We start from the raw sequence: 12,117 nt of genomic DNA on the forward strand, positions 1-12,117 counted from the left end.
ACGCAGGCTGCCAGGCGTCCGGCGAGAACCCGCGCACTATCGGTCGCCTCCAAACCGGTCCAACTCCTCCCGCCACGACTCGTCCCGCTGCGCGCCCCAGATGTCCGTCTGCGGCAGCAGCAGTTCCGCCAGGTTGCCGCCCGCCAGTTCCTCCGGCAGCGGATAGTGCCGCGCCGGCACCCCGTACGCCAGCGTCCGCTCCGGTACGTCCTTGTTGACCACCGCCCCCGCCCCGATAAACGAATACGCCCCGATCCGCACGCCCGGACAAATCGTGCAGCCGCCGCCGATCGTCACGTGCTCCTCGATCACCGCGCCCGCCACCGGCGCCCGCCGGCGCATCGGAAACTTGTCGTTCAAAAACGTCGTGCCCGGCCCGATGAACACCATCTCGCCGATTCGCGTCGTGCTCGGAATGTACACGTGCGCCATGATCTTGACGCCCGACCCGATCGTGATCCGTCCCTCCAGCGTGCACTTGTGGTACACCACCACGCGGTCGCCGATCGTCGTCTCCGGCCGAATCAGCGCGTGATGCCCGCACGTGAACCGCCGCCCGATCGTCACGTCCGCGTAGATGATCGTGCCCGACTTGACGATCGCCCGCTCCCCGATCCGCGTCTTCTCCCGACAGCCCGGATACTTATAGCCCAGGATCACGTCCGGATCGATCTCGCTGTGCGGGCCCACTTCGTAGAATTGCTCTTCGCCCATGACCTAACCTTTCGAAAGCTGCTTCAATGTCCTGACCGCCTCCTTCGCCAGCGCGTCGCCGGCGGGCTTGCGATACGGCGGCAGAAAACGCGTGTACCGGTAAAACGACGACATGTACTCCCGGTCGCCGGTGTTCGGCCCGTCCGTGATGTAGCCGAACGACCGGTTCATGTACCCGCACGGAATGGTCAGCGCCGTCGGCGAGCCGCGCTTGATCTGACGGCCGATCCCCTGAAACGGCTCCCCGGGAATCCCCACCACCCCCACGTCGCCCAGCCGCAGCACCGCCATCTCCATCGCCAGCGACCGTGCCGCCTTCTCCGCCTTCCCCGTCCGCCGCTGACGCAGCGCCCATCGATACCACGGCGAGATCATTTCCACCAGCGCCGCCCGGTACCGCGGCGAAAGGGCCCGCGGAAAGTTCAACCCCACGCACGTCAGCGTGTGCGGGTCGCCCGCGCTGGCCCGACGAACGAAATCCCGTATCTCCTCCAGGTCCCGCTCCAGCGCCCGCTGAGACGCCAATTGGCCCAGCGGCACCTGGACCGTTCGCATCGCAAAACCCATGTCATGCCGCTGTGACCGGACCAGCCGCTTGGCCGCCTGCACGTAGCTTCGCCCCAGATACCGCCCGAACTGCATCGACCGCGCCACCCCGCCGCAAAACATCTCCTTGGAGTTCACGTCGCCGCAACACCCCTGCAAAAACGCCACCGGCGGCTCGCCGACCGATCCGCAAAAACGCTGGGCCAGCACCTCAGCCGCCACCTGCGGCCACTCGCCGAACGCCACGCTCTGCTCCGGATGATACGCCGTCACCGGATGACCCGTAAACTGCACCAACAGCAGCACAATCCCGCCGCCCGAGTCCTTGAGGCACACCACCGGCGCGTCCGTGTCGATATCCCCGCGAAAGTCCTTGCCCACCAGCCGGCGGTCCTCCTCGCGCATGAAATACGTCGAACCATCCGCCCGGCGGCCCTTGCGGTTGTACGTGATCCGGTCCTCCCGACCCAGACCGTAATGCACCGTCACCTCGCGCAGCTCCGACGCCAGCCGTCCCGCCGTCCTGACCGCGTCGTCCAAGAACCGACGGCCCAACGGCAGCAAGTCGCCCTGGTCGCGCTTTTCCGTGATCTGCGACCACGTCGAATGCGCCGAACGAACCAGCAGCGGAACGCAGTGGTCGTGCGACGAGAACACCAGCACATTCTCCGCCGCCATGCCCGCCCGCTCGGCGATCCGCTCGCGAATCCGCTCCGAGATCGTCTCCTCATCCGTCGAAAACGGCGAGGCCACCAGGCACACCCGAACGCTCCCCTCCTCCAGCAAAACCACCGTCGTCCGCAACGGTCCGACCACCCGCTCGATCACCGCGCCCGTCCGACCGGCCGTCGGATCGCCCACCTTCGAGACCGTCTCAAACGCTCCAGCCGCTGCCCGCACCGATCAACCCTCCGTAAACGTACACGCGTAAACCGCTGCGTTCGACAAATGCAGCCTCAGCCGGATCGACTGACCCACCAGCGACTCCGGCAACTGCTCAGCGTCCCACACCACCGGCATCGCCACGCCGTCGCCGCCGATCGGCCGGCAGCGCTCTTGCTCAAACCCTTCCACCGGTCCGCCGTCCGCCCGCAGCACCTCGACTCGCACCGCCCCCTTCGACGCCTCCGCGTTCAGCGTCAACCGCCGTCCCGGACACCTCAGCACGCTCGTTGTCAGCCGACCTTCGTCCTCGCCCGCCGACCATGCGGCAAAACCGTCGATCCTCAGCCGCGCCAGGCCCAGCCCGGTCTCGCGAATCCCGCCGTGCGGCCCGTTGCATCCGGCATAGAACAGCCACATCTCCTGCCCTCGAATGATCGGCTGCGTCGGGCCGAAAATCACGTGGCTGTCGAACTCGCCCCGCTCGCCGCGCGGGATCAGCGGCTGATGCGCCAGCGGCCGCGTCCAACTCCGCGTATCCGTGCTGATCGCCAACTCCAGATCGCACGTGTCCGGACCCGGATGCTCCGAGAACATCACCGCCATGCCCAGATACAGGTCCTCATACCGAAACACCGGCATCGCGTACGGCTGATACGTCCGCAGTTCCGAGGGCGCCGGCCGAAGCACTACCTCCGCCTCGCTCCAGTGCAAAAAGTCCTCGCTCTCCATTCGCGCGACCACCCGCGTCGGGTCCCACATCCGCGTGAAGCACACGTACCGCCCGCTCCGCTCGTCCCAGAACGCGTTGTTGTGCGTATCGCCCACCATCCCTGTAAGGGCCGAGACGTCCGCCGGCCAACTCCATCGCAGCCCGTCCGCCGAGAACCCGACCCCCAGGCCCCGCTGCTGCGGCGCCGTCCGGCCCGCCTCCACCTCCGAAAACGTCTCCGGCTCGTTCAGATGCACCAGCTTGTACCGCCGCGAAGCGTCCGGATCGTGATCGTCCCGAAACACCCCCGCTCCGTGCACCGACCGGGCCAGCAGGTTGTTCGCCGTCGTCCCGTTGTACGGACACAGTCCCAGCGACGGCTTCTCCCACACCAGGCCGTCCCGCGACTCCGCGTACGCCAGCGCCGTCTCCCTGCCCCACGGCGGCCGCTGAAACCGCACGAATGGGTTGTACCACAGCTTGAACCGTCCCTCCTCGTGCAGCACGTTGAGGTACATGTTGTCCGTCCGCACCTCCCATAGCCGGTCCTGCTCCATCAGGATCCGACCCTCCTTGACCACCCGGCCCGGACCCAGCACCGCCCCTTCCGACCGCTCGACCACCCGCCCGTCCCACAACAGCAGCTTCTTGGCCTGACCCATCGCAGCGTCCTTCCTGCCCTTGATCTTCCAACCTGTCTGAACCAATCGCCCCGATCATACCGGCCCAGCCGGTCCGCAGGCAACGAACACCCGCTTTTTTGCCGACCCTCCCGCATCGTCTCGACTGTGGCCTCAATACCGCCGCCCACGACATTCTGCATTCTGATATCTGCATTCCGCAGTTTCCATTCCATCTTCCAGACCTTCTGACTTCTGGCTTCTGACCCCAGAATTCCCTATAATCCCATCGTCCGGTCCGCCCGGGGGACGGATCTCCCGCCGGCCGATCCGACACAACACGCATAAGGAAGCTCGATGAAGCTCAAACGCGAACTCAACCTCCTGCACGTCTTTTCCATCGCCTCCGGCGGCATGCTCAGCGCCGGCTTCTTCATCCTGCCCGGCATCGCCCACGCCATGACCGGACCCGCCGTCATCGTCTCCTACGTCCTGGCCGGACTCCTCGCCATGACCGGAATGCTCAGCCAGGCCGAACTCGCCTCCGCCATGCCCAAGGCCGGCGGAAGCTACTTCTACGTCACCCGAAGCATGGGTCCGGCCGTCGGAACCATCTACGGCCTGATCACCTGGTTCGCCCTTTGCCTCAAAAGCGCCTTCGCCCTCGTCGGCATCGGGGTCTTCAGCGTCCTGATCCTTCCCGTGCCCCCGCTCCTGATCCTGATCCCCTTGACCGTCCTGTTCGTCGCCGTCAACCTCGTCGGCGTCGAACTCGCCGGACGCATCCAGGTGCTCCTGGTCCTCGGAATCCTCGCCACCCTCCTCGTCTTCTCCGGCCTCGGACTGACCGACATCGACGTCAACTCCTTCACCCCCTTCGCCCCCGGCGGACTGCCCATGGTCCTGGCCACCGCCGGCTTCATCTTCGTCTCCTACGGCGGACTGCTCAAGGTCGCCAGCATCGCCGAAGAGGTCAAAGACCCCGGCCGCGACATCCCCCTCGGCTCGATCTTCGCCCTGCTGACCATCGTCCTGCTCTACACCCTCGTGATCTTCGTCACCGTCGGCGTCCTGAGCCCCCAAGCCCTCAACACCGGCGGACCCGACGGAACCCCCACCCTCACCCCCATCTCCGACGCCGCCGGCGAACTGCTCGGCGAGACCGGACGCATCGTCCTGAGCGTCGCCGCCATCCTCGCCTTCCTCACCGCCTCCAATGCCGGCATTATGGCCGCCTCGCGATTCCCCTTGGCCCTCGCCCGTGACGAGATGCTCCCCGAAGCCTTCGGCCGCATCAGCGACCGCTTCAAAACCCCCATGCTCTCCACCCTCGTCACCGGCGTGATGATCCTCGTGGCCCTCTTCCTCGAGATCAACCTGCTCGTCAAGGCCGCCTCCACCGTGCTGATCCTCTCCTTCGCCTTCACCTGCCTGTCCGTCATCATCCTCCGCGAGAGCCGCCTCCAGAACTACCAGCCGCAGTTCAAGGCCCCGCTCTACCCGTGGATGCAGATCGCCGGCGCCATCGGCTTCGTCCTTCTGCTCCTGGGAATCGGACAGGAGGCCCTCCTGACCAGCATCCTGCTGATGGCCGCCGGCCTCTTCGTCTACTGGTTCTACGGCCGCATCCGCGCCACTCGCGAATTCGCCCTCCTCCACCTGATCGAACGGATCACCGCCAAGGAGCTCACCAGCCACCTGCTCGAAACCGAGCTCAAGGAAATCGTCCGCGAACGCGACGTGATCGTCAAAGACCGATTCGACCACATCATCGAGGAGGACCCCGTCCTCGACGTCGACGAACCGGTCACCGCCGACCAGTTCTTCCGTTTGGCCGCCGACGCCCTCGCCCCGAAGCTCGAAGTTCCGCCCGAAGAGTTCTACCGCCTCCTGATCGCCCGCGAACGCGAAAGCTCCACCGTGCTCAGCCCTTTCCTGGCCATCCCGCACATCGTCATCCCCGGCGAGCACAAGTTCGACATTCTCCTGGCCCGCTGCAAACCCGGCATCGCCTTCTCGGATGACGCCTCCCGCGTCCACACCGTCTTCTGCCTCGTCGGCACCCGCGACGAGCGCCCCTTCCACCTCCGCGCCCTGGCCGCCATCGCCGCCATCGTCCAGGACCCCGACTTCGACCGCCGATGGATGGCCGCCAAGACCAAAGAGTCCCTGCGAGACCTCGTCCTTCTGGGCAAACGCAAACGTCAGGAGTGACCCGACGTGCTGGATCGCCTCAAGTCCATCGGCGGCGGCTTCAAAAGGCAACTGGCCTTCTACCGCCGCGTCATCGCCCATCCTCGCACGCCGCGATTCTCCAGATTCCTTCTCGCCGCTGCCGTGGCCTATGCCCTCCTGCCCTTCGACCTGATCCCGGATTTCATTCCCGTCCTGGGCCACCTCGACGACCTGGTGATCATCCCGCTCCTGGTCATCGCCGCCATGCGGCTGGTTCCCGCCGACGTGCTCGAAGAGTGCCGCAATCCGAAGGATTCCTCCTGAGACCGCCATGATCGACCGCGAAGCCCGCAACATCGCCGCCTACCTGATGACCCGCTACCAGGACGGCCGGATCCCCTTCGATCGCCTCAAAAACGACTGGCCCGACCGGATCGACGACCCGGCCCTCCGTGAGATTCCGCTGCTGCTGCGGCCCGACCTGGCCGTCCGCGAAGCCGACCTGGGTCCGGCACGCAAACCCGCCGAAAAAGGGCCCGCCGCCTGGGAAAAGTGCATCCTCTTCCTCCGCAGCGACCGTGAGTATCGTTGGCCGCCCATCCGCCGATTCGCCCCCGGTGGCCCCCTCTGGTTCATCGCCCTGATCCTCGCCGCCTGGCTGCTGCTGCGATTCCTCGGCTACCGGATCATCCCAGCCGAACTGCTGATCGCCGTCCTGATCCTCGCCTGGCTGATCCCCTGGCTCATCCGACGCTCCGCCGAACCCCAAACCGAACCCGACGGAGACCCCGAAGCCTGGCCCTTCCTCACCCTCGACCACTACCGCCAAACCCGCGATTTATCATGAAACAAAACCCAACGGCCCGTATAAGATTAGAGAAAGCAGTGCCCGCCCCCGCCCCTGGAGGCGAATATCTGCTGTAAACCCCGAAATTAGCGGCAGTTGGAGATGACCATGCAGTTTCGCTCACGCAGAACGTTTGGCGCCGTATCCGTCGTCGTCGGCCTGATCTTCCTCCTGCTGGTCGGCGTTGCCGTCGCCCAGTACGCCCAGACCACCCAGCCCGTCACCCACGTGGCCGCCGACTTCGACTTCTACCGCCCGCCCGCCGACCAAACCCCGCTGCCGATGATCGAGCAGATCAACGTCAAAAACATCATCCTCATGATCGGCGACGGCATGGGCCCTGCCCAGGTCACCGCCGCCCGCATCCTCGGTGCCGGGCCCGACGGCCGGCTCCACATGGACCGCCTGCCCGTCACCGGCGCCATGACCACCCATTCCGCCAACGCCCTGGTCACCTGCTCCGCCGCCGCCGCCACCGCCCTGGCCACCGGCCAAAAAACCAACAACGGCATGCTCTCGCTCCTGCCCGACGGCACCCCCCTGCGAACCATCCTCGAAGCCGCCCGCGACGAAAAGAACATGGCCACCGGCCTGGTCACCGTCTGCACCCCCGCCCACGCCACGCCCGCCGCCTTCGCCGCACACGTCAGCTCCCGCGGTCACCACGCGGAGATCGCCAAACAGATCCTCGATGCCCGGCTCAACGTCCTCTTCGCCAGCATCGGCCTCGCCGAACCTCCCACCGAAGGCGAAGTCAGCGAACGCCGGGCCGCCCTCTGGCTGGCCGAAAACGCCCCCTCCGACGGCTGCCAACTCGCCACCCGCCGCCAGCAACTGGCCGCGCTGAACGCCGACCGCGTCGTCGGCCTCTTCCGCCTCGAAGAACCCCAATTCCGTGACGTCGAACCCACCCTCGCTGAAATGACCCAAAAGGCCATCCAACTCCTCGCCCGCGACCCCGACGGCTTCTTCCTCATGGTCGAAGGCAGCCAGATCGACTGGGCCTGCCACGCCGGCGACGGCCCCGACGCCGTCCGACAAACCCTCCTGTTCGACCAGGCCGTCCAGGTCGCCGCCGACTTCGCCCTCACACACCAGGATACCCTCGTCGTCGTCACCGCCGACCACGAAACCGGCGGCATGGTCATCGCCGGCGGAGACCGCAGCGGCCAGAGCCTCACCCTCAAATGGCCCGACAAACCCGCCGTCGGCTCGCTGTCCCACTCCGGCGTCACCGTCCCGATCTACGCCTTCGGACCCGAAGCCATCCGATTCACCGGACTCCACGACAACGCCGATCTGCCCCGCCTCTTCGCTTCACTGCTCGACATCGACCAGCTCCAACGCGCCCCCGTCGCCCAGCCGGCAACGCCCTGACCACAGAAACCTCCCGCCCATCAAAATTTGAAGCACCGGTTGATGCTGTCCAGTTTTGTGCAAGCCCCGCGCAACACCGGTTGACGCTGTACGCCACACATTAAACTCTTGGCCGCCACCCTCTTCCTTGTGAAGTTTTTCCCAATTCCCTGTTTGCATCCCTCTTAACTTCGGGTATAAGAAGTCCGATTTACACGTTCTGAACCCGGCGGCGCGGTTGGGTCAACGGCAGTGGACGCTGACGCCGCCAAAAGGATCAACTCCATGCTGGGTATCGATGACACATTCGTTTGGTTGGCCTACGTCCTGTGTATCCTGAGCGCCTTGCTGTGCGTCGTGTACGGCTTGGTCAACTGGAACCGCGGCGAAGAGCCGATCGAAAGAGAAGACGTCGACTGGGCCGCCCGGGAAAAACGCATCGAAGAAGAACTCTAGCCTGACCTTCCCGAGCGTCCGACGCTGACTCTTCCCGCATCTTTTCCTGGAGGCATGCCATGACTCTCTTGGCGCAAACTGTCGGACTGCCCGAAGTGATCGTCGTCATTCTCTACCTCGTGATGGTGGGATACCTCGGCTGGCTGGGCTTCCGCCGCACCAGAACCACCGCCGACTACATGATCGCCGGCCGCCAGGTCCACCCCTTCGTCATGGCCATGAGCTACGGCGCTACCTTCATCTCCACCAGCGCCATCGTCGGCTTCGGCGGCGTCGCCGGCCTCTTCGGCATGAGCCTCCTGTGGCTGACCTTCCTGAACATCTTCGTCGGAATCTTTATCGCCTTCGTCGTCCTCGGCGGACCCACCCGCCGGCTGGGACACCGCCTCGACGCCCACACCTTCCCCGAACTCCTCGGCCGCCGATTCCAGAGCAAGTTCATCCAGGTCTTCGGCGGCCTGATCATCTTCTTCTTCATCCCCCTCTACGCCGCCGCCGTCCTCATCGGCGGATGCGTCTTCATCGCCACCCAGTTCAACATCGACTACAACGTCGCCCTCCTCGTTTTCAGTGTCATCATCGCCGCCTACGTCGTGGTCGGAGGCCTCAAGGGCGTCATGTACACCGACGCCCTCCAGGGCTCCATCATGTTCGTGGGCATGTTCATCCTTCTGATCGGTACCTACTGGATGGTCGGAGGCGTCGTCGAAGGCCATCAAACCCTCACCAGCCTCGCCGACCTGGTCCCGGGACCGCTCAAAAACATCGGCCACCAGGGCTGGACTGCCACCCCCGACTTCGGCTTCGGAGACATCAAATACAACCTCTGGTGGATCGTCATCAGCACCATCACCCTCGGCGTCGGCGTCGGCGTCCTCGCCCAGCCCCAGCTCGTCGTCCGATTCATGACCGTCAAAAGCCGAAAAGAACTCAACCGCGCCGTCCTGATCGGCGGAATCTTCATCATCGTCATGACCGGAGTCGCCTTCACCGTCGGAAGCCTCTCCAACGCCTGGTTCGCCACCCACGGCCAGCCGCTGACCGGCCGAGTCGTCAAAATAATCAGTGAAGAAAAGAATCATGCTGTAATTCAACTCATGTCGAAAAACGAAAAAGGTGACTGGGTTGATATCGAGGGCAAGATGGCGCCGGTAGTCCTTGCTGAAGCCGATCCGACCTTGGGCAACGCCACCGTCAGCGGTGAGCAGGTGCCCGTCGTCAACGGCCGAAGCATCTCTATCGTCTACGCCGGTAAGGCTGACGACATCATTCCTGCTTATATCAATAAAGCCATGCCCAAGTACTTCGGCTTGCTCTTTCTCCTGACCCTCCTGGCCGCCGCCATGAGCACCCTGTCCAGCCAGTTCCATGCCCTCGGAACCGCCCTCGGACGCGACGTCGTTGAACAAATCTGGCCGTCCAAAGCCGAAAGCGGGATCAACCGCAGTATGCACATCACGCGAATCGGCATCATCATCGGGATCATCATCGCCGTCGTGATCAGCCATGACCCGGACGAAACCTACATCATCGCCCGCGCCACCGCCATCTTCATGGGCCTCTGCGCCTCAGCCTTCCTGCCCACCTTCGTCGGCGGCCTGTTCTTCCGGCGAATGACCCGCCCCGCGGCCATCGCCTCCATGATCACCGGATTCGTCGTCACCGCCTTCTGGCTCCTGCTCATCAAAGCCCAGGAGGCCGGCGACATCGGACTCGTCCAGATCGTCACCAAGGCCCTCACCGGCGAAGCCAAGACCAGCATCCTCGCCAACTCACCCAACTGGCCGGTCGTCGACCCGATCCTCGTCGCCCTCCCTATCTCGGCCATCGTGGCCGTCGTGGTCAGCCTCTTCACCCAGCCGCCGGACCAAAGCCACTTGGCCCGATGCTTCCACGGTCCGGCTGCCGCAAACAAGGAATCCCGAGCCAAAGCGTTGAGCGCAACGGGAGTGGAATAGTCAGCACAGGAAAGGATTGCAGTATGAGCAAAATCGTGCGAGCGTACCTGTGGACGATGATCGGTGTGGCCGTCCTCCTGGCGTGGACCGGGTCGGCCCTGGCTCAGGAAACCGCCCCGGCGGCCGAACCCGCCGCACCCGCGGTGACCGAACAAGAGGTCATCGAAGTCGAAGTCGTCGAAGAACAAACGCCTCCCCCCCCTCCGCCCAGCGGACTGGAGTTCTCACCCGAAGTCGAGAGCTTCATCGCGCAGCTCAAGCAGCCGGTCCCGTGGTTCAAGTGGGGCGTCGATCAGCGACTCCGCGACGAATACCTCCACAACGTCGTCTTCCTCAACACGCACGACAACCGCGCCCCCGCCGATGAAAACTATGGCCGCTGGCGGACCCGCCTCTGGGGCACCCTCAGCCCGGTCGAGGATATCGACATCAACGCCCGCCTCACCTGGGAGTGGCGAAACTACTGCACGCCGCCCGGCAAGCTCAGCATCAACGCCGAAGAGTCCGAGGTCCTCCTCGACACCGCCAACGTCGTCTGGCACAACATGTTCGGCCAGCCGGTCGACATGGTCGTCGGACGCCAGGATATCGTCCTGGGCAACGGATGGCTCGTCCTCGACGGCACCCCACTCGACGGCTCGCGCACTATCTACTTCGACGCCGTCCGCTTCACCGCCAAACTCGAGGAAAGCAAGACCAACATCGACCTGATCTACATCGACCAGGCCGCCGATCCCAGCGACCGCGTCAAACCCTTCAACGATCAGGACGCCCTCGTCACCGAACAGGACGAACGCGGCGCCATCCTCTGGGTCACCAACAAGTCCCTCGTGCCCAACGCCGAAGTCGGCGGATACTTCATCTACAAGCACATGAACGCCGAAGCCGCCAACGGCGACACCGGCAATATCTACACCTACGGCGGCCGCATCACCGGCGATCTCGACGAACACTGGAACTACTACGCCGAACTCGCCCAGCAGCTCGGACACAAAAACCGCCAGGACGTCTGCGCCCTCGGCTTCAACAGCAAACTGACCTACAAGTTCAACGACAAGTACAACAACCAGCTTCGCGTCGGCTACGAATTCCTCTCCGGCGACGAGCCCGGCACCGACAGCACCAACGAGGCCTGGGACAACCTCTGGGGCCGATGGCCGCAGTTCACCGAAATCCTCATCCGAACCTACACCCGCGAAACCCGCATCGCCCAGGTCACCAACATGCACCGACTCGGCTTCGGCTGGACCGTCTACCCCCATGAAAAAATCGAAATGTGCACCGACTACAACCTCCTCTTCGCCGATGAAAACTCCTACCGCGACCGCTGGGGATTCTCCGACAGCGGATGCTTCCGCGGACAACTCCTGAGCTGGCTCCTCCGCTACAAAATCAACAAGCACGTCAGCGGACACCTCGTCAGCGAGTTCTTCTTCCCCGGCGACTACTACACCGATGAGTCCAACGACCCCGCCGTCTTCCTCCGCGCCGAGGTCGTCCTGAGCCTCTAGTCGCCCAAACAACGCAGCCCGATAAAGCGCCCGGCCAAAACCGGGCGCTTCTTTTTATCCCCCTCCCCTCACGCTCTCAAAAAACTGGATTCCCCTCTCGTTCCCGATACACTCGGTCCACAACCGTCTTGTTTCGGAGACCTCGCGATGTTTCGAACCGCGACCGCCGCCGACACCGACGCCGTCTTAGGGGTCCTGATGGGCGCCTTCGGCTTCCAGGCCGATACCCCAAAGTACCGCCACCTTCGACGCATGCTCCAAAACGCCCCGGACCAGTGGCGGGTCATGCACCACGACGACCGAATCGTCGGAACCGTCCACATCGGCGACAAGCGCCTCC

Annotated in this window: 11 protein-coding genes; 8 read left to right on the forward strand and 3 right to left on the reverse strand. The window is 64.4% G+C overall.

Annotated elements, in window-relative coordinates; genetic code table 11:
• Nucleotides 1–36 precede the first annotated feature (36 nt).
• Genes GXY33_03575 through GXY33_03585 form a run of 3 tightly spaced genes read right to left on the reverse strand, consistent with a single transcriptional unit; the run spans nt 37 to nt 3,516 of the window.
• Nucleotides 37–714, reverse strand: a complete 678-nt coding sequence (locus GXY33_03575; protein ID NLX04207.1) for an N-acetyltransferase — start codon at nt 712–714, stop codon at nt 37–39.
• 3 nt (nt 715–717) lie between these two features.
• Nucleotides 718–2,160: a hypothetical protein gene (locus GXY33_03580; GenBank protein NLX04208.1), complete on the reverse strand. Its 1,443-nt coding sequence runs from the start codon at nt 2,158–2,160 to the stop codon at nt 718–720.
• A gap of 3 nt (nt 2,161–2,163) precedes the next feature.
• On the reverse strand, nt 2,164–3,516 hold the full coding sequence (locus GXY33_03585; protein NLX04209.1) for a hypothetical protein: 1,353 nt from the start codon (nt 3,514–3,516) through the stop codon (nt 2,164–2,166).
• A 315-nt stretch (nt 3,517–3,831) separates the two neighbouring features.
• On the opposite strand from GXY33_03585, the gene GXY33_03590 reads away from it, so the two are divergent.
• From GXY33_03590 to GXY33_03625, 8 genes are all read left to right on the forward strand, one after another.
• Nucleotides 3,832–5,688, forward strand: a complete 1,857-nt coding sequence (locus tag GXY33_03590) for an amino acid permease (protein ID NLX04210.1) — start codon at nt 3,832–3,834, stop codon at nt 5,686–5,688.
• A 6-nt stretch (nt 5,689–5,694) separates the two neighbouring features.
• Nucleotides 5,695–5,973 carry a DUF1232 domain-containing protein gene (locus tag GXY33_03595; protein ID NLX04211.1) on the forward strand — a complete coding sequence of 93 codons (279 nt, stop codon included), beginning with the start codon at nt 5,695–5,697 and terminating at the stop codon, nt 5,971–5,973.
• Nucleotides 5,974–5,980: 7 nt separating this feature from the next.
• The gene (locus GXY33_03600; protein ID NLX04212.1) at nt 5,981–6,496 is read left to right on the forward strand and encodes a hypothetical protein; all 516 of its coding nucleotides are present in this window, start codon (nt 5,981–5,983) and stop codon (nt 6,494–6,496) included.
• 108 nt (nt 6,497–6,604) lie between these two features.
• Nucleotides 6,605–7,873 (forward strand): alkaline phosphatase, encoded by a 1,269-nt coding sequence (locus GXY33_03605; protein NLX04213.1) that lies wholly within the window; start codon nt 6,605–6,607, stop codon nt 7,871–7,873.
• A gap of 264 nt (nt 7,874–8,137) precedes the next feature.
• Nucleotides 8,138–8,308 (forward strand): hypothetical protein, encoded by a 171-nt coding sequence (locus GXY33_03610; GenBank protein NLX04214.1) that lies wholly within the window; start codon nt 8,138–8,140, stop codon nt 8,306–8,308.
• A 59-nt stretch (nt 8,309–8,367) separates the two neighbouring features.
• Nucleotides 8,368–10,266 carry a sodium:solute symporter family protein gene (locus GXY33_03615; GenBank protein NLX04215.1) on the forward strand — a complete coding sequence of 633 codons (1,899 nt, stop codon included), beginning with the start codon at nt 8,368–8,370 and terminating at the stop codon, nt 10,264–10,266.
• A gap of 23 nt (nt 10,267–10,289) precedes the next feature.
• On the forward strand, nt 10,290–11,777 hold the full coding sequence (locus GXY33_03620) for an alginate export family protein (protein ID NLX04216.1): 1,488 nt from the start codon (nt 10,290–10,292) through the stop codon (nt 11,775–11,777).
• Nucleotides 11,778–11,924: 147 nt separating this feature from the next.
• The coding region (locus GXY33_03625) for a hypothetical protein (GenBank protein NLX04217.1) at nt 11,925–12,117 on the forward strand (193 nt) is incomplete at its 3' end.

The organism is Phycisphaerae bacterium (assembly GCA_012729815.1).
Taxonomy (GTDB): Bacteria; Planctomycetota; Phycisphaerae; order JAAYCJ01; family JAAYCJ01; genus JAAYCJ01.